Origin of the sequence: Pelagibacterium sp. H642 (assembly GCF_031202855.1) — a bacterium.
Classification (GTDB): Bacteria; Pseudomonadota; Alphaproteobacteria; order Rhizobiales; family Devosiaceae; genus Pelagibacterium.
Map to the genome: position 1 here is coordinate 2,135,353 of NZ_CP101829.1, position 21,148 is coordinate 2,156,500.

Consider the following 21,148-nt stretch of genomic DNA (forward strand, 5'->3'; position numbering starts at 1 on the left):
TTTTCGAAGGTCGGGGAGGCTTAGATGCCGCCCTGAGCCTCGACGGCGGCGGCGAGATCGGCATCGTCGATCACGATCTCGGTGCCTTCCTTGATCTCGTCGATCGCCGCTTCATAGCTCTGATAAAGAACCTGCTGGGCGACCTGCTGACGCACCTGGTCGAGCGGAGGCGCCTCGGAGACGCGGCGCTCCTCGAGCTGGATCAGATGCCAGCCGAACTGGCTCTGCACCGGCTGGGAGAGCTCGCCTTCTTCAAGCGCAAACGCCGCTTCCTCGAATTCGGGCACCATCATGCCGGTCGAAAAGAACCCAAGATCGCCGCCATTGGCCGCGGTGCCGTCCGTGCCGTATTCGGCGGCGGCGTCGGCGAATTCACGGCCGCCTTCGATTTCGGCGCGGATTTCGTTGGCTTCCTCTTCGGTTTCGACCAGGATGTGACGGGCGCGCACTTCCGGGACGGGCTCGTATTCGGCGACCAGTTCGTCATAGGCGGCCTGGATGGCCTCCTCGGTCACTTCGGTTTCCACGATCTGGTTGAAGAATTCGCGGCGCAGCGCCTGCTCTTCGAGATAGGCCAGGCGACGGGCGAAATCCTCGCTCTCGGCCAGACCGTCCTCGCGGGCGGCATCGGCCATGAGCTTCATGTCGATCATGACGGTCAGAAGGAAGGCGCGGCGCTGCTCGGCGGGCACCGACTGCAGTTCGGCCTGCAGTTCTTCGGCGGCCAGCATGAGATCGCCTTCGGTGATCTCCTCGCCCCCCACGGTTGCGAGCACGGTGGCCGGATCGACAGGCTCGGCAACGACTTCAGGCGCGGGCTGAGCGGTGGGCGCCTCGGTCGTCGCGGGGGCTTCGGTGGTCGCCGGCGCCGGTTCTTCGGCGGCGGGCGCAGGCGCTTCGGGCGTCTCCTGGGCCAGAACCGGAGCTGCGGCGAGCGAGGCCGCGAGCACTGCAGGCACCAGCGCCGCACGGAGCAGGCTTGCCACCGGGGCGGCGAAATCGGATGACATGATGAGAACTCTCCTTTTTTGAGATCGGGCCCCCCATCGCCCGAACCGATTGTCCGTAGACGCGTTTAGGCCCGGACTTTGGCGCTGGTTTGGCGGATTTTGCGAACGTTGACAACCCTTGGTGGCACTCTTACATCTCCTGCCGACTATTTCCCGCGCCTTGACGGTGTGCTTCAGACAACCGTCTTTCAACGCGTTTATTGAGATAACCGGGAACGCCGCTTCGGCCCGTACCGGCGTATACAACAGGTTCTAAGGACACTTCTTCATGGCTTTTGCTGCGCTCGCCCGGAAGTTCTTCGGTTCGGCAAACGATCGACGCGTCAGGCGCTACCAGGCCAATGTCGACGCCATCAACGCTCTGGAAGCCGAATACGAAAAGCTCAGCGACGATCAGCTTCGCGCCAAGACCGCCGAGTTCAAGGAAAAGATCGCCGGCGGTGCCAAGCTCGCCGATGTTCTGGTTCCCGCCTTCGCCACGGTGCGCGAGGGCTCCAAGCGCGCTCTGGGCATGCGCCATTTCGACGTGCAGTTGATCGGCGGCATGGTGCTCAACGAGCGCGCCATCACCGAAATGCGCACCGGCGAGGGCAAGACCCTGGTCGCAACCCTTGCGGCCTATCTCAATGCGCTCGAAGGCAAGGGCGTCCATGTGGTCACCGTCAACGACTATCTCGCTCGCCGCGACAGCGAATGGATGGGCCGGCTCTACCAGTTCCTGGGGCTGACCACCGGCGTCATCGTCCATGGCCTCAACGACATGGAGCGCAAGGCGGCCTACGACGCCGACATCACTTACGGCACCAATAACGAGTTCGGCTTCGACTATCTGCGCGACAACATGAAGTACACGCGCTCCCAGATGGTGCAGCGCGGACACAATTACGCGATCGTCGACGAAGTGGACTCGATCCTGATCGACGAAGCGCGCACCCCGCTGATCATCTCGGGTCCCTCCCAGGACCGGTCCGAGCTCTACAAGACCATCGACAAATACATCCCGCTGCTGGTCGAAGACGATTACACGATCGACGAAAAGCACCGGGCGGCGACCTTCACCGACCAGGGCATCGAAAAGCTCGAGGAGATCCTCGAGCGCGATGGCGTCATCAAGGGCGGCTCGCTCTATGACATCGACAACGTCTCGATCGTCCACCACCTCAATTCGGCCTTGAAGGCGCACAAGATCTTCACCCGCGACAAGGACTATATCGTCCGCAATGACGAGGTGGTGATCATCGACGAGTTCACCGGCCGCATGATGCCGGGGCGTCGCTTCTCGGAAGGCCTGCACCAGGCGCTCGAGGCCAAGGAAGGCGCCAAGATCCAGCCGGAAAACCAGACACTGGCCTCGATCACCTTCCAGAACTATTTCCGGCTTTACACCAAACTTGCCGGCATGACCGGTACCGCCGACACCGAGGCGGCCGAATTCGCCGACATCTACGGGCTGGACGTGGTGACCATCCCCACCAACCTTCCCATCGCCCGTATCGACGAGAACGACCAGATCTACCGCTCGGTGGAAGAAAAATTCCAGGCAATCACCGATGAGGTGGTCGAATGCCGCCAGCGCAACCAGCCTGTGCTGGTGGGCACCACTTCGATCGAACGCAGCGAGATGCTGGCCGACTTTTTGAAGAAAAAGGGCATCAAGGACCTCCAGATCCTCAATGCCCGCCATCACGAGCAGGAAGCCCAGATCATCGCCGAAGCGGGCGTTCCGGGGGCCGTGACCATCGCCACCAACATGGCCGGGCGCGGCACCGACATTCAGCTCGGCGGCAATCTCGACATGCGCATCGCAAACGAATGCGAAGGGCTCGAGGGCGAGGCACGCGAGAAAAAGATTGCCGAGATCAAGGCCGATATCGCCAAGAAGAAGGAAGAGGCGCTGGCCGCCGGCGGGCTGATGGTGATCGGTACCGAACGGCACGAAAGCCGCCGCATCGACAACCAGCTCCGCGGCCGTTCGGGCCGCCAGGGCGATCCCGGGCGTTCGAAGTTCTTCGTCTCGCTCCAGGACGATTTGATGCGCCGCTTCTTCCCCGAGCGTATGGAAAAGATTCTCACCTCGCTCGGCCTCAAGGATGGCGAGTCGATTTCCGACGCCATGGTCACCAAGGCCATCGAACGCGCCCAGACACGGGTGGAGGCGCACAATTTCGACATCCGCAAGAACATTCTCAAATACGACGACGTGATGAACGATCAGCGCAAGGTGATCTTCGAACAGCGCAAGGAGCTGATGGACGCCGAAACGGTGACCGACACCATCACCGACATGCGCCACGACGTCGTGGATTCGCTCATCGCCAAATCGTGCCCCGACCGCTCCTATCCCGAGCAGTGGAACATCGAACAGCTTGGCGCGGCCTGCAAAACCTATCTCGGCATCGAGCCGCCCCTGGCCCAGTGGGTCGATGAAGAAGGCATGGATGTGAGCGAGCTGCGCGAGCGCATCGTCACCATGGCCGACGAATATGCGGCCGCCAAGGCCGAACGGGTCGGCCCGGAAAACATGCGCCAGATCGAAAAGAGCTTCATCCTGCAATCGATCGACGGGCTGTGGCGCGAGCATCTGATCACCCTCGACCATCTTTCCAAGGTCGTGGGCTGGCGCGGGCTTGCCCAGCGCGATCCGCTCAACGAATACAAGCAGGAAGCCTTCGAGCTTTTCTCCCAGCTCCTGGGCAATCTGCGCGAGCTGGTGACGACCCAGATGAGCCATTTCGAGCTGCGTCCCGCTCCACCGCAGGAGCCGGACCAGAGCCAGCTCCGCGAAACCCATATCGACCCCACCACGGGCGAGAACGAGGTGCGTGACGATGGTCCCAAGGGGCAGTTGAGCCCTGAAGTGATGGCCCGCACACGCCGGAACGATCCGTGCCCCTGCGGGTCGGGCAAGAAGTTCAAGCACTGCCACGGCGCGTTCTGACCTTCGGAACCGCAATCAATGTCGAAAAATCCCCGGTCTAACGGCCGGGGATTTTTCTTTTGCCCTGCTCACGGACGCGGAACCGGCATGGGCGGCATGGCGTTTTCACCACTCGCCTGGCATTCCTATCGCAATCCTGCATCGAAATCGTAAGATCGGCTTGCCCGGCCCAACCTCGGGCGGCGTGTGGGGGAAGTTTTTGACTTACGAACAGATCGTCCTTTTTGTCCTTCTCGTTCTGGTGCTTGCCGGTCTTCTCTGGGGCAGGTGGCGCTACGATCTGGTGGCCTTTTCGGCGCTGATCCTGGGCGTGATCCTCGGCGTGGTGCCGGTGGAGACCGCGTTTTCCGGCTTTGGCGATCAGGCGACGATCATCGTCGCCCTCGTCCTGATCGTTACCGCCGGCTTGTCGCGCTCGGGGGCCGTCGACCTTGTTACCCGGTATGCGATCTCGGCGGAGCGGAGTCTCCCCGCCCATATCTCGATCCTGAGCACCCTGGGGGCGGCGCTTTCGGGATTCATGAACAATGTCGCGGCCTTGGCGCTGCTCATGCCGGTCGATCTACAGGCGGCGCAAAAGGCGGGACGATCGCCGGCGCCCTCGCTCATGCCGCTCGCCTATGCGACCATTCTGGGCGGCCTCGTCACGCTGATCGGCACCCCTCCCAACATCATTGTCTCGACCTACCGGCAGGATGCCTTGGGCGAAGGCTACAAAATGTTCGATTTTGCCCCGGTGGGATTGTTGATCGCCATCGTCGGGGTGGTTTTCATTTCGCTTTGGGGCTGGCGGCTGCTGCCTAACCGTGGTGGAAAACAGGGCGCGGTGGCAGAATTGCGCGCCTCGGGAACCTATACCGCCGAACTGGTTGTGACCGAGCGGTCCAAGGCGGTCGGGCAAAAGGTGCGCGATCTCGATGAGGCCGCCAACGAGCATGATTGCGTCATCGCCGGACTTATCCGGCGCAACCGGCGCTTGGCGGGACGGGCGCGGGCCACCACCATCAAGGATGGCGATCTTCTGGTGGTCTACGGCACGCCCGATGCGCTCAGCGCATTGGCCGGAGCCCTGGGGCTCGACCATCAGGGAAAATCGGGTGAGCGGGCCGAGCTCTCGTCCGATTTGCGGATGATGGAAGCGATCGTTGCTGCGGACAGCCGTCTCGTGGACCGTTCGGCAAATGACATCCGGATGTTGCGGGGGCAGGGGCTGTCACTGCTGGGAATCTCTCGCCAGGGGCGAATCTTGACCGAACGCGTGCGGCGCACCCCGCTCCAGATCGGCGACGTGCTGCTGCTGTTGGGCCAGTCTGAAACCATGGATGATGCGGTGGCGCGGCTGGGGCTGTTGCCCATGGCGTCATCAGTATCCATCGTCAGGCACGAAAAGGGATTGCTGGCGGCGGGCCTGTTCTTTGGCGGGGTGGTCGCCAGCAGCTTTGCGCTCGTGCCTCTGCCCATCGCGCTGGGCGCGGTGTGCATCCTGTACGTATTGCTCGATATTTTGCCGGTGCGCGACATCTACGATGCGGTGGAGTGGCCGGTGATCGTGTTGCTGGGCGCTCTGCTTCCGGTGGGTGCGGCGCTGGAAACATCGGGCGCCACGGCGCTGCTTGCGCAGTATCTGGCAGGAGTGGGCCAGCATCTTCCCGGATGGGTTGCGCTTGCCGCCATCCTGGTTGTGACGATGGTGCTTTCGGACGTGCTCAACAATGCGGCCACGGCGGTGATCGCCGCGCCATTGGCGCTGGCGCTGGCGCAATTGCTCGGGCTCAATCCCGACAGCTTCCTCATGGCGGTGGCAATCGGGGCGAGTTGCGCATTCCTTACCCCGATCGGGCACCAGAACAGCGCCTTGATCATGGGGCCCGGCGGGTACCGCTTCGCCGATTACGTTCGGCTCGGATTGCCGCTCGAAATCATCGTGGTGATCGTCGCGGTGCCGGCCATAATGGTGTTCTGGCCGCTTTAAGTCCGGGATTTATCCCCCAGCACATCGCGCAGGCTGGTGGTGGCCGAGCCTGGACGCAGCGGTTTTTGCTGGTTTTCGTGCGGAGCCCAGCCCGAAAGCCAAAGGATTTCCAATGTCGCGCGCACCCGCCCGTCGGGATCGGAGAATTTTTCCGCATAGATCTCGGCCGCCCGCATCAGGTGACGCGCGGTCAAAAACCGCTGACCCCGGTCCAAAAGCGGATTGGTGGCGCCGATCGCGCGAAGCTCGTCGAACAGCGCCAGCGGCGTACGGTACCGCACCGTGTGGGTTTCGAGATCGGTGACGGGCAGGGCAAAGCCGGCGCGCTGGAGCAGGGCGCCGGCGTCACGCACGTCGATCATCGGCGCCACGCGCGGGATCACGCCGCCCAGCATCTCCACATCGGCAGCCAGGAACGCGTCGCGGAGTTCGGTGAGCGTGCGCCCGCCCACCAATGCGGCGATCAGCAGCCCGTCGGGGGCCAGGTGCCGCCGCAGACTGGCGAGAAAGCCGGGCACGTCGTTGACGGTCTGCAGGTCGAGCAGGGAAACGATAAGATCGTAATCGGATTCGGGGAGAACAAGACGTTCGGGATCGACGCTGGCAAATCCCGAAACCGGAACGAGTGTCGAGACGATTTCAAATTCGATCCCGCCATTGGCCGAATGCGCCGTTTTGGGCAGCAGCCTTGGGTCGGGTCCCATGATGAGCGCTCTGGAAAAATCGCGCGTCACCGGCGCCAGCCGATCGGCCAGGTCCGCGATGACGAGATCGGTCACGAAATCGGAAGCGCCATTGCGGCGCGCGACATTGGCAGCAAGCCGGGCGCGATCGAAAACCAGGGGAGGCTGGGTGGTCATGGTGAGCCCCATATGGCGCGCAGACATGCGCCGTGCAATGATCGGCACTTATGGAGAGACAAACCGGGCTTGTCAAAACGGGTTGGGCTGGGGCGCGCGCCTTGATCGGCGGTCTGGGCGCGCTCGTCCTCGATACAGCCTTCCCGCCGGTCTGCCTTGCCTGCTCTGATGCGGTTGCCACACCCGATGGGCTATGCCCTGACTGCTGGCGTCAGCTCGTTCCCATTTCGACGCCTTACTGCCCCGTCCTCGGCCTGCCCTTTGCCGCAGACATGGGCGCGGGCGCGCTTTCGGTGCAGGCTATCGCCAATCCGCCGCCGTTCGATCGCGCGCGCTCGGCGGTGGCCTATACCGATCTCGCCCGCAAGCTGGTCTCTAAGATGAAATATTCAGACAGGCCAGAGATCGCCCTGTTCTGCGGACGCATGATGGCGGCGGCCGGGCACGAACTTCTCGGCCCCGACGCTGTGCTGGTGCCCGTTCCGCTGCATCGCTCGCGTCAGCGTGAGCGGCGTTACAATCAGTCTGCCGAACTGGCGCGGGCCGTGGCCCGGCTTGCAAAATCGCCCCTCCATACCGATCTGATCATAAGGCACCGGCGCACCATCCAGCAGGTGGGCCTCAACGCCGCCCAGCGCGCCCGCAATGTCGAAGGCGCCTTCCGCGTCGACCTCAAGCGGCTGGATCGACTTGCCGGGCGGCGCGTTGTGCTCATCGACGATGTGCTGACGACAGGCGCCACGGTTTCAGCCGCAGCCAAGGTGCTCAAGCGGGCCGGCGTGAGCCATGTGGATGTGCTCAGCTTTGCGCGTTGTCTTCGATACCGATATGGCAGTATAACTGCCCGATCTGATGGAGTTTGAAGTTCTATGCAAAAGGTCGAAATCTATACGACCCCCACATGCCCCTACTGCCACGCCGCCAAGGCGCTTTTGAGCGACAAGGGCGTGGAGTACCAGGAGATCACCGTGCTCGATCCGGCGCTGCGCGAGAAAATGACCCAGCGCGCCCATGGCCGTCGCACCGTGCCGCAGATTTTCGTCGGCGAAACCCATGTGGGCGGCTATGACGATCTGGCCGCGCTCGAACGCCAGGGCAAGCTCGATCCCCTGCTTGAGGGTGCGGCGTGAGCGAAAAGGTTACCGTCGCTCTCGTCCAGATGAATTCGGGACTCGAGGCCGGCGCCAATCTGGCTGAAATCGCCCGCCGGGCCGCCGAGGCCAGGGAGGCGGGGGCCGCCTACATCCTCACCCCGGAAATGAGCGTCGTCTTTGCCGAAAACCGCGCCGGCCTCGCTCAGCGTGCCGCTGGCTGGGAGGGCAATCCCGACATTTCCCGCCTGGCCGAGATCGCCCGGGAGAACGCGCTGTTCCTCCATATCGGTTCGCTCGCCATCGCGCTGGAGGACGGGCGGTTCGCCAACCGCTCGGTTCTGTTCGCGCCCAGCGGCGAGATTTTGGCGACCTACGACAAGATCCACCTCTTCGACGCCGACCTGCCGGGCATAAACGCCTATCGCGAAAGCGCCACGTATGCCGGCGGCGAAAACGCCGTTCTCGCCGATCTCGGTGCATTCACGCTGGGCTTTTCCATCTGCTACGACATGCGCTTTGCAGCGCTCTACCGGGCTCTGGCCCAGGCCGGCGCGCAGGTGATCGCGGTGCCCGCGGCCTTTACCGTTCCGACCGGTCAAGCCCATTGGCATGTGCTGCTGCGCGCCCGGGCCATCGAAACCGGCTGTTTCATCCTCGCCGCTGCCCAAGGTGGGCAACATGCCAACGGCCGGGCGACCTATGGCCATTCCCTGGTCGTTGCGCCCTGGGGTGAAGTAATCGCCGAAGCCAATGGCGATCAGCCGGGCCTGGTTATCGCCACCCTTGAGCTTGACGCCGTTGCCTCGGCGCGCCAAAGGGTTCCCGCGCTCGCCAATGGGCGCGATTTTGAACTGCCAGCGAGGATCTCAGGGTGATCCAGTATACGCTCACCTGCGAAGCCCATCACAAGTTCGACGCCTGGTTCCGCAATGCGGATGCCTATGACGATCAGGCGGCGCGCGGAATTCTCACCTGTCCGGTGTGCAATTCCCACCGGATCGAAAAGGCCCTGATGGCTCCCGCAGTCTCAACCAAAAACGAAACGGTTTCGCTCTCTTCGGGTCATCCCGACCACGCCAAATTCCTCGAAGCCATGCGCGCCCTGCGCAAGAAGATGACGGCCGATGCCGATTATGTCGGCGACAAATTCGCCGAGGAAGCGCGCAAGATCCACTACGAGGAAGCCGAAGCGCGCGGCATTTACGGCGAAGCGACCCGCGACGAGGTTTCGAGCCTTCTGGAAGAAGGCATCGAATTCATGCCGCTCCCCAACGTGCCCGACGAGCACAACTAAAGGTTAGGCCGAAGGCTTCTCCAGCAGCAGCATGTAGTTGACCGCCATGTCGCGGCTCTTGCCCCATTGGTTCCTGAGCGGATTGAAGGTCACGCCGGTCTTGTCGATCACCCGCATGCCATTCCGTCCCGTGATCGAGGTGATCTCTTCGGGCGTCACGAGCTTTTCGTATTGGTGGGTGCCCTTGGGCAACCACCCCAGCACCCGCTCCGCGCCCACGATGGCCAGCGCATAGGCGCGCGCCGTCCTGTTGATCGTGGCGACGAACATCAGCCCGCCGGGCCTGACCAGCCTGCAGCAGCTTTGAAGATAGAGCGGCACGTCGGCCACGTGCTCGACAACTTCCATGTTGAGCACCACGTCGAATTGCTCCCCCGCCTCGGCCAAGGCTTCGGAGGTCGTGGCGCGATAGTCGATATCGAGCCCGGATTGCTCGGCATGAAGCGCGGCGATCTTGACGTTCTTTTCCCCCGCATCGGCGCCCACCACCGTCGCTCCAAGCCGCGCCATGGGCTCGCACAGCAGGCCCCCGCCGCAGCCGATATCGAGAAAGCGCAGCCCCTCGAACGGGCGCATCTGATTGCCGTCCCGCCCGAAATGAGCCAGCACATGCTCGCGGATATAGGCGAGGCGCACGGGGTTGAACTTGTGCAGCGGCCGGAACTTGCCCTTGGGGTCCCACCAATCCTCGGCCATCTTGTGGAAGCGGTCGATCTCGTCGGGGCTGATGGTGGTGCTCATGGGCTCATCCTTTTCGCTTGGAGCCAGAGGTGACCCTCAACGCCACGCAAGTCAAGCGATCCGTATTGCAAGGCGGGCCGCTTTGTCGTACTCACCGCGCCACAACCGTACGGTCCGTTACGGCTGATAGGTAAGGTCTGGGTCATGGCGCGTATTGTGATGAAGTTCGGCGGCACGTCCGTCGCCAATGTCGAGCGGATCCGGCAGGCGGCCCAGCACGTCAAACGCGAGGTCGAGGCCGGTCATGAGGTTGCCGTGGTGGTTTCGGCCATGGCGGGCAAGACCAATGAGCTGGTGGGCTGGTGCACCGAGGCTTCCCCGCTGCACGACGCGCGCGAATACGACGCCGTTGTCGCCTCGGGCGAGCAGGTGACGGCGGGGCTGATGGCGATCGTGCTCTCGGATATGGGCATCCAGTCGCGCTCCTATGCCGGCTGGCAGGTGCCGATCAAGACCGACGATGCCCATGGCTCGGCCCGAATCACCGATATCGACCCGAAGAATTTGAACGAACGGATGAGTTCGGGCTGGGTGCCCGTTGTCACCGGCTTCCAGGGCATTTCCGACAAGAACCGCATCACGACGCTCGGACGCGGCGGGTCTGATACTTCGGCGGTGGCGATGGCTGCCGCGGTCAAGGCGGATCGCTGTGATATCTATACCGATGTCGATGGCGTCTACACCACCGATCCACGCATCGCGCCCAAGGCCAAGCGCCTCGAGCGCGTGAGTTTCGAAGAAATGCTCGAAATGGCCTCTCTGGGCGCCAAGGTGCTCCAGACCCGGTCGGTGGAACTGGCCATGGCCCAGGGCGTGCGTCTTGTCGTGCGTTCGACTTTCGAGGACCCCACGGCCGGCAACGCTCCGGGCAGTGAATGGGGTATGACGGGCACGCTTGTTTGCGATGAGGATGAGATCATGGAAAAGCAGATCGTTTCGGGCGTCACCCTTGCGCGGGCCGAAGCCAAGATCACCTTGCGCAAGGTCAAGGACAAGCCCGGCGTCGCCGCCTCGGTGTTCGGCCCGCTCGCCGATGCGCGGATCGTCGTCGATATGATCGTCCAGAACATTTCCGAGGACGGGCAGACCACCGACATCACCTTCACCATCCCCGACAGCGAATTCGACAAGGCGCTCAAGGTGCTCAAATCGGCGCCCGAGCTCGAATACGAGTCGATTTCGGGCTCCAAGGGTGGCGCCAAGATTTCCGTGGTCGGCGTGGGCATGCGCTCGCATGCGGGCGTTGCAGCCTCCATGTTCCGGGCGCTTTCGGAAAAAGGAATCAACATCCAGTTGATCACCACATCCGAAATCAAGACCTCGGTGCTGATCGATGAGGAATATGCGGAGCTTGCAGTTCGGGCTCTGCATACCTATTACGGATTGGACAAGACCGAGGGGTGATCCTCATCGGGTGGGCAATCTGTAGGGCGGGCATCCGCCGGGCGAAATGGTGATGGCAACAGCAATTGGCGGACCACGCATTCTCCTGCGCCAGTTGCGCGAAACCATGGCCGAGCCCTTGGCCAGCCAGGAACGCCTCGACAAGATCGTCGATCTGATCGCCCAGAACATGCGGGCCGATGTGTGCTCGTTCTACGTTCTGCGTGACGACGGCGCACTCGAGCTTTTCGCCACCCATGGCCTCAAGCGCGATGCCGTGCACATCACCACCCTGCGTCTGGGCGAGGGCCTTGTGGGCCTGATCGCCGCCGAGGCCGAGCCCCTGAGCCTTCAGAACGCGCCCGAGCATCCCTCATTCGCCTATCGCCCGGAAACGGGCGAAGATCCGTTCTTTTCGTTCCTTGGCGTGCCCGTGCTGCGGGCCGGGCAGACGCTCGGCGTACTCGTCGTTCAGAATTCGGAACGCCGCATCTATGGTGAGGATGAAACCGAGGCGCTGCTGACCACGGCAACGCTCCTGGCTGAAATGATTTCGACCGCAGATTTCGACGCGCTGGTCAAGCCCGGATCCGACATCGATCTGCGCCGTCCGCGCATGTTCGAGGGCGTGGCCTTTTCCGAAGGCATCGCGCTCGGTCAGGTGGTGCTGCATGATCCGCGTGTGGTGGTCACCAATTTCGTTGCCGACGATACCGACGCCGAAAAGGCGCGCCTTGAGGCGGCGCTGGAAACCATGCGCGTTTCCATCGATGGAATGCTCGCAACCGGCGATATGCAGATCCCCTCGGACCACCGCGAAATCCTCGAAAGCTATCGCCTCTTTGCTCATGATCGGGGCTGGGTGCGCCGGCTCGAGGAAGCCATCGAATCCGGGCTCACCGCCGAGGCCGCGGTCGAGCGGGTGCAGAACGATACCCGCGCGCGCATGCTGCGCCAGACCGACCCCTATATCCGCGAGCGGCTGCACGATCTGGACGATCTCGCCAACCGCCTGCTGCGCATCATCACGGCCGATGGCTCGGTGGCGGGCAAGGAGCTGCCGGATAACGCCATTCTGGTCGCCCGCAATATGGGTCCGGCCGAACTGCTCGAATATGACCGGACCAAGCTGCGGGCCGTGGTGCTCGAGGAAGGGGCCGCCACCGCGCATGTGGCCATTGTCGCGCGCTCGGTGGGCCTTGTCGCGGTCGGGCAGGCCGAGAACATCGTTTCCATGGGCGAGGACGGGGACGACATCATCGTCGATGGCTATACCGGGGCCGTGCATCTGCGCCCGACCCCGGATATCGAAGCCACCTATATCGACAAGGTCCGGCTTTCGGCCAAGCGGCGCGCCCATTATGCGGCGCTCAAGGATACGCCTCCGGTCACCAGGGACGGGGTGCGCATAACCCTATTGCACAATTCAGGGCTTCTGGCCGACATGCCGATGCTGGAGGAAACCGGTGCGGAAGGCGTGGGACTGTTCCGCACCGAACTCCAGTTCATGATCGCGAGCAAGATGCCGCGCGTCAAAGACCAGGTCGAGCTCTATTCGGAAGCCATGCGCCTGGTGGGCGAAAAACCCATCGTCTTCCGTCTGCTCGATATTGGGGGCGATAAGGTCGTCCCCTATATGCGCTCGATGGCCGAGGAAAACCCGGCCATGGGCTGGCGCTCGCTGCGCCTGGCGCTCGACCGGCCGGCTTTGCTGCGCACCCAGGTGCGGGCCCTGCTGCAGGCCGCCAATGGCAGGGCGCTCAAACTCCTGGTCCCCATGGTCACCGAAACCACCGAATTCCTCAAGGTCAAGCGCTTCATCCTGCGCGAAATCGAGCGGCTGCCGCGCCTGGGGTTTCCCAAGCCCGAAACGCTCGAGATCGGCGCGATGATCGAGGTGCCCTCACTGCTCTTCGAACTCGACCGGCTGCTGCCGGAGGCCGATTTCGTCTCCATCGGCTCGAACGATCTCATCCAGTTCCTGACCGCCGCCGACCGGGCCAATCCGCGGGTGGCGCGCAATTACGACGCTATCGCCCGGCCGCGCCTGCGCGCACTCAAGCTCATTGTCGATGCGGCGGGCAAATACGGCAAGCCGGTTACCATGTGCGGGGAACTCGCAGGGCGGGCCATCGAGGCCATGGCGCTGCTCTCGATCGGCATGACCCGGCTGTCCATGGGTGCCTCATCGGTCGGGCCGATCAAGGAAATGATCCTGGGGCTTGACCTTGAAGCGCTCAAGGCCGAAATGAGCGATTACCTCGACAATGGCGATACCGACGGCTCCGCCCGCGAGCTGCTGAGTGAATTCGCCGAGCGCCACTCCATCCCCGTTTAGGGGTTCAAGCGCCTTTTTCCGGATTTGACCACGATGGCAGGATTGCCCACAGACAAGCTCGACGCCCTCGAACGCCGCTTCGATTCCATCGAACACGCGATGAGCGCCAATCCCGATCCCGACAAATATGTCGAGCTCTCCAAGGAGTATGCCGAGCTTTCCCCCATGGTCGCCAAGGTGCGCGAATATCGCACGGCGCTGTCCGATCTGGCGGGGGCCGAGGAATTGGCCAAATCCGGCGATAAGGAAATGGCCGAACTGGCCTATGAGGAGATCGGCGAACTCAAGGAGCGGATCGAAGCGCTGTTTCAGGAGATCCGCATCATGCTCCTGCCCAAGGATGCGGCGGACGAAAAGAGCGCCATCCTCGAAGTGCGCGCCGGCACCGGCGGCGACGAGGCGGCGCTGTTTGCTGGCGATCTGTTCAGGATGTATCAGCGCTACGCCCAGGACCAGGGCTGGAAGGTCACGGTCATGGAAGCCTCCGAGGGCGATGCCGGGGGCTACAAGGAAATCATCGCCAACGTTTCGGGCGCGGGGGTGTTCGCCAAGCTCAAATATGAATCGGGCGTCCATCGCGTGCAGCGTGTGCCCGAAACCGAGGCCTCGGGCCGCATCCATACCTCGGCAGCCACCGTTGCGGTGCTGCCCGAAGTCGAGGACATCGATATCGAAATCCGCAACGAGGATATCCGCATCGATACCATGCGCGCCTCGGGCGCCGGCGGGCAGCACGTCAACACCACTGATTCGGCGGTGCGCATCACCCATATCCCCACCGGCATCGTCGTCACCTCGGCGGAAAAATCACAGCACCAGAACCGCGCCAACGCCATGAAGGTCCTGCGCGCCCGTCTCTATGACGAGCAGCAGCAAAAGGCATCCTCCGAGCGGGCGGAAAGCCGCAAGAGTCAGGTGGGGTCGGGCGACCGGTCCGAGCGCATCAGGACTTATAATTTCCCGCAGGGACGCGTCACCGATCACCGGATCAATCTCACGCTTTACAAGCTCCCCCAGATCATCACTGGTGAAGCGCTGGGCGAGGTGATCGATGCGCTGATTACTGAAAACCAGGCCGCGCAGCTGGCGGCCATGGAGCAGGGCTGAGAAGAATCAGAAAACCCCGACTGCCGCGTCGGCCCAGATGAGCAGGAAGGCAAAGAGCGCCAGCGCGGCGCCCGCCGCCCGCACCCATGGAGACAGCCGCAGACGGAAGAGGATTTCCATCGCCAGCCCGAGCGCGCCGAGAAGAATGGCCGCGAACAGGAAGTCCTCGGATCCCCACGCCACTTCGGTGGTAAATTGCATGGCAATCAGCGGGACGATCAGGATCAGGGCAAGGCTGCCCCAAAGAGCGGCGCGCCAGCGGCTCTGGCGCCAGGCGGGATAGGAAGAAAGATGCTGGTTCACGGCGTTCGTCCGCAACAACTGGCTCGTGCGCCCATTCTGCCAGCCCATTCGCGGCTTTTTTAGGATGAGCGAAAGAGACGGCCGGACCTGGCGCACCCTTCCAAGCGCGATGGGCGAGGTGATCGCGCAACTGCCGGGCCATGGAACAGGCCTAATTCTGCCCGCCCTTGAGTCGCTTCTTGCGGAAGAACACCAGCCGCGCCAAAAGCTTGAACAGCGGGTTGGTGAGCAGCAGATCCAGGGCCCAGTTCGGCGCGAAGCGCTCGAAAACGAGGCGCTGGATGTGCTTGGCGCGGAAGCGCGGATAAGCCCTGGCGATCGCTGTGGCGGGATGTGGGCCGCCCTCGTCGTGGGCTATGATCGCCTCGGCCAACAGATTTCCATAGTGATCGGCGGTGTGGATACCCCCGGCCGAGAGCGGGGAAACGGTTCCCGCGGCGTCGCCGAGGAGAATGACGTTGCCCGCCGAAACCGGGTCGACCACCCCGCCAATCGGGATCAGTCCCCCGCGCCGGGCGATGATAGTTTCCCGCGCAAGCCCGAACATCGGGCCGATGCGTGCGATAAAGGCGTCGATATCGGGCGTTGCGGGCGATCGGGTGGCAAGGCCCACCTGCACCACCTCGACGCCCGGCACCACCCAGCCGATATAACCGCGCGCGAAATCCTGGTTGAGAAAGCAGTGGAACGCGTCGGTTGCGGGCAGGTCGGCGCTGGCGAATTCGGCTTCGACACCGACGAGGAACTCCCGGTTCTGGCCCAGCCCGAAGGCCTTGGCGACCGCCGATCGCGGCCCGTCGGCACCAATCAGATAGCGCCCCTTTAACCCCGACTGGGGCAGCGTTATGCCGCCTTCGGGCAGGAGAGTCGCGCCAGGAAAGGCACATCCAAGCCGGATTTCGACGCCCGCCGCCACTGCCCTCTGCGCCAGGTGGCGCAGCATGGCCGGTGTGTCGGTAGCGAGAAAGAAATAATCGTCCGATGTGAGTTCGATGTGCTCGAGAGAGGGGGAATAGAGCCGCACCCGGGAGATCGGCCGGGTGAGGTGGGCTGGCAGGTCCAGCCCGGCGGCGGCTTCCTTGACCACGATGCCGGTTGTGTGACACGCCTGCCCAGGCTCTTTCTTGCGCTCGATAACCAGCACCCTGCGGCCCGCCTGAGCGAGCCGGCGCGCGCAGGCGAGCCCGGCAAAGCTCGCGCCGACAATGATGGCGTCATAAATCACGGCGTGTTCCCCCGATTCTACCGGCACCGAGCAAGCAGGGTGTCGGTGTCTTTTTTGGGACAATCCGCTTGACGGAAGCGCTGTGGAAGGGGTGAAACGGCCTACCGTGATCCGCACCGGCTTTTCCATGTCCCAAACCATTGGCCAGACCTGGCGTACCCTCCGCGACCGGCTGGCGGCCGCCGATCTGCCCACCCCCGCACTCGATGCGCGGCTTTTGGTCCGCCATGTCCTCGGGCTTGACGAAACCGGGTTGATCGCCTCGGAAACCGATCCCTTTCCGCCCGATAAGGCCGATCCTCTCGCCGCCCTGTTCGCCCGCCGCCTTGAGGGTGAGCCCGTCGCCCGCATCCGCGGTGTGCAGGAGTTCTATGGCCTCGATTTCGGTCTCAACGCCGCCACCCTGATCCCGCGTCCTGAAACCGAAATGCTCGTCGATTTCGGCATCGATGCGCTCAAAGATCGATCCAATCCTCGCATCCTCGATCTGGGCACCGGGACCGGATGCATCGTCCTCTCGCTGCTCGCCAACATCCCCGGCGCCACTGGGGTCGGCGTCGATATCTCCCCCGAGGCAATCGGGCAGGCCCGCGCCAATGCCCAGGCCTTGGACCTTGGCGAGCGATTTGAAACCCGAGAGGGGAGCTGGTTCGCGCCGTTGGGCGGCGAATCGTTCGACCTCATCGTTTCCAATCCGCCTTATATCGAAAGCGCGGTGATCGAAACGCTCGAGCCCGGCGTGCGCCGGTTCGATCCCCCGGCCGCCCTCGATGGCGGCCCCGATGGGCTGGCGCCCTATCGGGTGATCGCCCGGAGCGCGGGCGATTATCTGCGTCCCGGCGGCGCGCTTGCCCTTGAAATCGGGTACGACCAGGGCCACATGGTGAAAGCACTGCTGCAGCAAGCAGGATTTTCATCCCCTTTGGTTGCCAGAGACCTTGCAGGACATGACCGGATGGTCACCGCCCGGGCGCAGAAATGACACAGCGCTCGCGCCAATTTGCAGCAGGCCAATATTTTTCTTGGAAACCGAAGGATATGCGGTTAGGTTGCCCATGCTGACGCGGTGCTTGGTCATCGCGGTGGACCCCACCCTGACATCGGCGGCTCAAAATTGCCGGCAGCGGAACCGACCTCCCTTAGGGTCGGCATCAGCATTTGACAGGGTCGGAGATCACGCAGCCTTTTTGGGGCAACCAGAGAGAGCGATCGGCATAGCGCGGCCCCCTTATTGGGTTCCGTGTCCGCCGTGCCCTGCGCCCGCCGTGCTCGAATTTTGCGGCAGGCCCCCAACAAGCGCATACCTTCACGGAACGTGTTGAAGCGAGCAGATGAGACCAAACCAGCAGAACAACAAGCAGCGTTCGCGCGGCCGCAACAATAATCAGCGCCGCGGCGGCGGTGGCGGCGGCAATCCCTTGTCGCGCAACTACGAGAGCAACGGCCCGGACGTCAAAATCCGTGGCAATGCGGCCCATATCGCCGAGAAATACGTGCAGCTCGCCCGCGACGCGTCCTCGGTCGGCGACAATGTGATGGCCGAGAACTATCTCCAGCACGCCGAGCATTATTTCCGCATCATCCTTGCCGCGCAGGCCCAGTATCAGCCGCGCCAGGATCAGCAGGTCGACACCAGCCCCGAGGACGACGAGGAGCTCGAGACCGCTTCCGCCAATGGCGGGACCGAGCAGTCCGAGCGCTCTTCCGAGCCCCAGGAGACTGCGGGCGAAGGCGAAGAGCAGCCGCGTCAGCGGCGCCAGCGCCGTCCGCGCCGCGAGCGGATCGAAGCCGAAGCCAAGGACGGGGAAGCGAGCGATCAGCAGCCCGCCCAATCGGCCCCCGCTCCGGCGGCCGAAGCTCCCGCCGAGGAAGAGGCTCCCAAGCGGGCCCGCCGTCCGCGCCGCAAGAAGGCCGAGAGCGAGGATGAAGGGCCGGCTCCCGAGCTGCCCGCCTTCCTCACCGCGGGCCGGGAAGCAGCCGCCGAATAAAATGAGACCGGGCCTTGTGCCCGGTCTTTTCGTTTCGAAATCCTCTCCTACATATCCTTTGACTTGGGTCAGTGCCGCGCCTGCGGATTGGTCTAAAATCAAAGTCAACGCTTCGGGCGTTGCCGGACTGTGCCGCAAGACGGGCAGGGGCGACGCGCCAGCCAAAGGAGAGTTGAAGCATGAATATCGAAAAATACACCGAGCGGACGCGCGGGTTCATCCAGAGCGCGCAGCAGCTTGCCCTATCGCGCGGCCACCAGCAGTTTACCCCGCTCCACATCCTCAAAGTCCTCGTCGATGACCCCGAAGGCATGGCCACCGGGCTGATCGAGCGTGCCGGCGGCAATTCCCAGGCCGTGCGCGCCGGGGTGGAAGAGGGATTGAAGAAAATCCCGTCGGTTTCCGGCGACAACGGCCAGATCTACCTGTCCCGCGAACTCGCCCGCGTTTTCGAAACCGCCGAATCGGCAGCCCAGAAGGCCGGCGATTCCTTTGTCGCGGTCGAGCGCATGCTGCTCGCGCTGACAATCGAGAAAGACACCGACGCAGGCAAGATTCTCGCCTCGGCCGGCGTCACCGCCAATGGGCTCAACGCCGCCATCGAAGCCATCCGCAAGGGCCGCACCGCCGATTCGGCATCTGCGGAAAACACCTATGATGCGCTCAAGAAATATGCCCGCGACCTCACCGAGGACGCGCGCGAAGGCAAGCTCGATCCGGTGATCGGGCGTGACGAGGAAATCCGCCGCGCCATCCAGGTTCTTTCCCGCCGCACCAAGAACAACCCGGTGCTGATCGGCGAACCCGGCGTGGGCAAGACCGCCATCGCCGAAGGCCTGGCCCTGCGCATCGTCAATGGCGACGTGCCCGAATCGCTCAAAAACAAATCCCTTCTCGCGCTGGACATGGGGGCGCTGATCGCGGGCGCGAAATATCGCGGCGAGTTCGAGGAACGCCTGAAATCGGTGCTGAGCGAAGTCTCCGCCGCCGAAGGTCAGATCATCCTCTTCATCGACGAGATGCACACCCTGGTTGGCGCCGGTAAGTCCGATGGCGCCATGGATGCGTCCAATCTTCTCAAGCCCGCCCTGGCGCGCGGCGAGCTCCACTGCGTGGGCGCCACCACGCTCGACGAATACAAGAAGTATGTCGAAAAGGACGCGGCGCTCGCCCGCCGTTTCCAGCCGGTTTTCGTCAATGAGCCCACCGTCGAGGATACCATCTCGATCCTGCGCGGATTGAAGGAAAAGTACGAACTCCACCACGGTGTTCGCATCTCGGATTCGGCGTTGGTCTCGGCCGCGACGCTCAGTAATCGCTACATCACCGACCGTTTCCTGCCCGACAAGGCCATCGACCTGATGGACGAGGCCTCGGCGCGCCTGCGCATGGCCGTCGACTCCAAGCCCGAGGCGCTGGACGAACTCGATCGCCGCATCATCCAATTGAAGATCGAGCGCGAGGCGCTGAAAAAGGAAGAGGATGATGCCAGCAAGACCCGTCTCGCCCGGCTCGAAGCCGAGCTGGCCGGGCTCGAGGAAGAATCCGATGCCATGACGGCGCGCTGGTTGGCCGAAAAGGAACGCCTTGCCGGAGGCACCAAGCTCAAGGAACAGCTCGACGCCGCCCGCACCGAGCTCGAACTGGCCCAGCGCAAAGGCGATCTCGCTCGCGCGGGGGAACTTGCCTATGGCGTCATCCCCGATCTTGAAAAGCGGTTGAAGGATGCCGAATCGGCTGAGGCGACGGGTACAGAGATGGTCGAGGAGGTCGTCACCCCCAACCATATCGCCCAGGTCGTTTCCCGCTGGACGGGCGTTCCGGTCGACAAGATGCTCGAAGGCGAGCGGGACAAGCTGTTGCGCATGGAAGACGAGTTGGGCAGGCGCGTCATCGGCCAGGCCGAGGCGGTCGAAGCGGTCTCCCGCGCCGTGCGCCGGGCCCGTGCCGGGTTGCAGGACCCCAACCGTCCCATCGGCTCGTTCATGTTCCTGGGGCCCACCGGCGTGGGCAAGACCGAGTTGACCAAGGCGCTCGCGCAATTCCTGTTCGATGACGAGACGGCCATGGTCCGCCTCGACATGTCCGAATTCATGGAAAAGCACGCCGTGGCTCGTTTGATCGGCGCGCCTCCGGGCTATGTAGGCTATGATGAGGGCGGCGTGCTCACCGAAGCTGTGCGCCGGCGGCCCTATCAGGTGGTCCTGTTCGACGAGATCGAAAAGGCCCATCCGGATGTCTTCAACGTGCTCTTGCAGGTGCTCGACGATGGCCGGCTGACCGACGGTCAGGGCCATACCGTCGATTTCCGCAACACGCTCATCATCATGACCTCGAACCTGGGCGCCGAATATCTCGCCGCCCAGCCGGATGGGGAATCGGTCGAGCTTGTGCGCGGCAAGGTGCTCGATGCGGTCAAGGCGGCCTTCCGGCCCGAGTTCCTCAACCGCGTGGACGAGATTCTCCTCTTCCACCGGCTCGAACGCGGCCAGATGGGCGCCATAGTCGATATCCAGCTCCAGCGCCTGCAAAAGCTGCTCGACACCCGCGAGATCACCCTTGAGGTCACCCCCGCCGCCCGCGAATGGCTGGCCCGCGAAGGCTATGACTCCGCCTATGGCGCCCGCCCTTTGAAGCGCGTCATCCAGCGCTCGGTCCAGGACGAACTGGCCGAAAAGATGCTGGCCGGCGATGTCCATGACGGTGGAACCGTCAAGGTCGATGCCGGTGAGGGTGGGCTGGTGATTCTGCCCGTGGTCGAGGGCGAGGTCGTGGAGAAGGCGGCGGAGTGAGGCCGCCTCAATGCTGCGAATAAGAAAAGGCCCCGGAGACGGGGCCTTTTCCATACTTTTAAACAGCACGCGACCGGCTCGAAGCTTTGGGGTAACGTCGTCT

At 63.4% G+C, this 21,148-nt stretch carries 17 protein-coding genes; 12 read left to right on the forward strand and 5 right to left on the reverse strand.

Going from position 1 to position 21,148, the window contains the following annotated elements; all coding sequences use genetic code 11:
* Nucleotides 1-20: 20 nt before the first annotated feature.
* Nucleotides 21-1,010 (reverse strand): peptidylprolyl isomerase, encoded by a 990-nt coding sequence (locus NO934_RS10535; protein WP_309159917.1) that lies wholly within the window; start codon nucleotides 1,008-1,010, stop codon nucleotides 21-23.
* 268 nt (nucleotides 1,011-1,278) lie between these two features.
* Here NO934_RS10535 and secA point away from each other — a divergent pair, with 268 nt between their 5' ends.
* On the forward strand, nucleotides 1,279-3,948 hold the full coding sequence (gene secA / locus NO934_RS10540; protein ID WP_309159918.1) for a preprotein translocase subunit SecA: 2,670 nt from the start codon (nucleotides 1,279-1,281) through the stop codon (nucleotides 3,946-3,948).
* 199 nt (nucleotides 3,949-4,147) lie between these two features.
* The gene (locus NO934_RS10545) at nucleotides 4,148-5,920 is read left to right on the forward strand and encodes an SLC13 family permease (RefSeq protein WP_309159919.1); all 1,773 of its coding nucleotides are present in this window, start codon (nucleotides 4,148-4,150) and stop codon (nucleotides 5,918-5,920) included.
* On the opposite strand, the gene NO934_RS10550 is transcribed toward NO934_RS10545, so the two are convergent.
* The gene (locus NO934_RS10550; protein ID WP_309159920.1) at nucleotides 5,917-6,780 is read right to left on the reverse strand and encodes a methyltransferase domain-containing protein; all 864 of its coding nucleotides are present in this window, start codon (nucleotides 6,778-6,780) and stop codon (nucleotides 5,917-5,919) included. The genes NO934_RS10545 and NO934_RS10550 overlap by 4 nt on opposite strands.
* 50 nt (nucleotides 6,781-6,830) lie before the next feature.
* Here NO934_RS10550 and NO934_RS10555 point away from each other — a divergent pair, with 50 nt between their 5' ends.
* The 4 genes from NO934_RS10555 to NO934_RS10570 are packed head-to-tail and all read left to right on the forward strand — an operon-like array spanning nucleotide 6,831 to nucleotide 9,168.
* Entirely contained in the window at nucleotides 6,831-7,643 is an 813-nt protein-coding gene (locus NO934_RS10555; protein ID WP_309159921.1) for a ComF family protein, read from the forward strand.
* Nucleotides 7,644-7,649: 6 nt separating this feature from the next.
* Nucleotides 7,650-7,910, forward strand: a complete 261-nt coding sequence (grxC, locus tag NO934_RS10560; RefSeq protein ID WP_309159922.1) for a glutaredoxin 3 — start codon at nucleotides 7,650-7,652, stop codon at nucleotides 7,908-7,910.
* Entirely contained in the window at nucleotides 7,907-8,749 is an 843-nt protein-coding gene (locus tag NO934_RS10565) for a carbon-nitrogen hydrolase family protein (RefSeq protein WP_309159923.1), read from the forward strand. The genes grxC and NO934_RS10565 overlap by 4 nt, the downstream gene beginning before the upstream one ends.
* Nucleotides 8,746-9,168 carry a DUF1178 family protein gene (locus NO934_RS10570; RefSeq protein WP_309159924.1) on the forward strand — a complete coding sequence of 141 codons (423 nt, stop codon included), beginning with the start codon at nucleotides 8,746-8,748 and terminating at the stop codon, nucleotides 9,166-9,168. The genes NO934_RS10565 and NO934_RS10570 overlap by 4 nt, the downstream gene beginning before the upstream one ends.
* A gap of 3 nt (nucleotides 9,169-9,171) precedes the next feature.
* On the opposite strand, the gene ubiG is transcribed toward NO934_RS10570, so the two are convergent.
* Nucleotides 9,172-9,909, reverse strand: a complete 738-nt coding sequence (gene ubiG / locus NO934_RS10575) for a bifunctional 2-polyprenyl-6-hydroxyphenol methylase/3-demethylubiquinol 3-O-methyltransferase UbiG (RefSeq protein ID WP_309159925.1) — start codon at nucleotides 9,907-9,909, stop codon at nucleotides 9,172-9,174.
* A gap of 144 nt (nucleotides 9,910-10,053) precedes the next feature.
* On the opposite strand from ubiG, the gene NO934_RS10580 reads away from it, so the two are divergent.
* From NO934_RS10580 to prfA, 3 genes are read left to right on the forward strand one after another with little or no spacing between them, the layout of a single operon-like run.
* Nucleotides 10,054-11,313 carry an aspartate kinase gene (locus tag NO934_RS10580; RefSeq protein WP_309159926.1) on the forward strand — a complete coding sequence of 420 codons (1,260 nt, stop codon included), beginning with the start codon at nucleotides 10,054-10,056 and terminating at the stop codon, nucleotides 11,311-11,313.
* Between the two features lie 52 nt (nucleotides 11,314-11,365).
* Nucleotides 11,366-13,630 (forward strand): phosphoenolpyruvate--protein phosphotransferase, encoded by a 2,265-nt coding sequence (ptsP, locus tag NO934_RS10585; RefSeq protein ID WP_309159927.1) that lies wholly within the window; start codon nucleotides 11,366-11,368, stop codon nucleotides 13,628-13,630.
* A 33-nt stretch (nucleotides 13,631-13,663) separates the two neighbouring features.
* On the forward strand, nucleotides 13,664-14,737 hold the full coding sequence (gene prfA / locus NO934_RS10590) for a peptide chain release factor 1 (protein WP_309159928.1): 1,074 nt from the start codon (nucleotides 13,664-13,666) through the stop codon (nucleotides 14,735-14,737).
* Between the two features lie 6 nt (nucleotides 14,738-14,743).
* Here prfA and NO934_RS10595 read toward each other — a convergent pair whose 3' ends face one another.
* Both NO934_RS10595 and NO934_RS10600 read right to left on the reverse strand, forming a co-directional pair.
* The gene (locus NO934_RS10595) at nucleotides 14,744-15,040 is read right to left on the reverse strand and encodes a hypothetical protein (RefSeq protein WP_309159929.1); all 297 of its coding nucleotides are present in this window, start codon (nucleotides 15,038-15,040) and stop codon (nucleotides 14,744-14,746) included.
* A gap of 151 nt (nucleotides 15,041-15,191) precedes the next feature.
* Nucleotides 15,192-16,265, reverse strand: a complete 1,074-nt coding sequence (locus NO934_RS10600) for an NAD(P)/FAD-dependent oxidoreductase (protein ID WP_309159930.1) — start codon at nucleotides 16,263-16,265, stop codon at nucleotides 15,192-15,194.
* A gap of 91 nt (nucleotides 16,266-16,356) precedes the next feature.
* Here NO934_RS10600 and prmC point away from each other — a divergent pair, with 91 nt between their 5' ends.
* From prmC to clpB, 3 genes are all read left to right on the forward strand, one after another.
* Nucleotides 16,357-17,247, forward strand: coding sequence for a peptide chain release factor N(5)-glutamine methyltransferase (gene prmC / locus NO934_RS10605; protein WP_309159931.1), 891 nt, complete (start codon nucleotides 16,357-16,359; stop codon nucleotides 17,245-17,247).
* Between the two features lie 349 nt (nucleotides 17,248-17,596).
* Complete coding sequence (locus NO934_RS10610; protein ID WP_309159932.1) at nucleotides 17,597-18,253, forward strand: DUF4167 domain-containing protein; 657 nt, start codon at nucleotides 17,597-17,599, stop codon at nucleotides 18,251-18,253.
* A gap of 179 nt (nucleotides 18,254-18,432) precedes the next feature.
* Nucleotides 18,433-21,045, forward strand: coding sequence for an ATP-dependent chaperone ClpB (clpB, locus tag NO934_RS10615; RefSeq protein WP_309159933.1), 2,613 nt, complete (start codon nucleotides 18,433-18,435; stop codon nucleotides 21,043-21,045).
* The last annotated feature ends 103 nt before the right edge of the window (nucleotides 21,046-21,148 follow it).

Bases quoted from the DNA above. Each gene is read 5' to 3' on its own strand.
- NO934_RS10535 (WP_309159917.1), bottom strand. From the start codon at position 1,010: ATGTCATCCGATTTCGCCGCCCCGGTGGCAAGCCTGCTCCGTGCGGCG.
- secA (WP_309159918.1), top strand. From the start codon at position 1,279: ATGGCTTTTGCTGCGCTCGCCCGGAAGTTCTTCGGTTCGGCAAACGAT.
- NO934_RS10550 (WP_309159920.1), bottom strand. From the start codon at position 6,780: ATGACCACCCAGCCTCCCCTGGTTTTCGATCGCGCCCGGCTTGCTGCC.
- NO934_RS10555 (WP_309159921.1), top strand. From the start codon at position 6,831: ATGGAGAGACAAACCGGGCTTGTCAAAACGGGTTGGGCTGGGGCGCGC.
- grxC (WP_309159922.1), top strand. From the start codon at position 7,650: ATGCAAAAGGTCGAAATCTATACGACCCCCACATGCCCCTACTGCCAC.
- ubiG (WP_309159925.1), bottom strand. From the start codon at position 9,909: ATGAGCACCACCATCAGCCCCGACGAGATCGACCGCTTCCACAAGATG.
- NO934_RS10580 (WP_309159926.1), top strand. From the start codon at position 10,054: ATGGCGCGTATTGTGATGAAGTTCGGCGGCACGTCCGTCGCCAATGTC.
- ptsP (WP_309159927.1), top strand. From the start codon at position 11,366: ATGGCAACAGCAATTGGCGGACCACGCATTCTCCTGCGCCAGTTGCGC.
- prfA (WP_309159928.1), top strand. From the start codon at position 13,664: ATGGCAGGATTGCCCACAGACAAGCTCGACGCCCTCGAACGCCGCTTC.
- NO934_RS10610 (WP_309159932.1), top strand. From the start codon at position 17,597: ATGAGACCAAACCAGCAGAACAACAAGCAGCGTTCGCGCGGCCGCAAC.
- clpB (WP_309159933.1), top strand. From the start codon at position 18,433: ATGAATATCGAAAAATACACCGAGCGGACGCGCGGGTTCATCCAGAGC.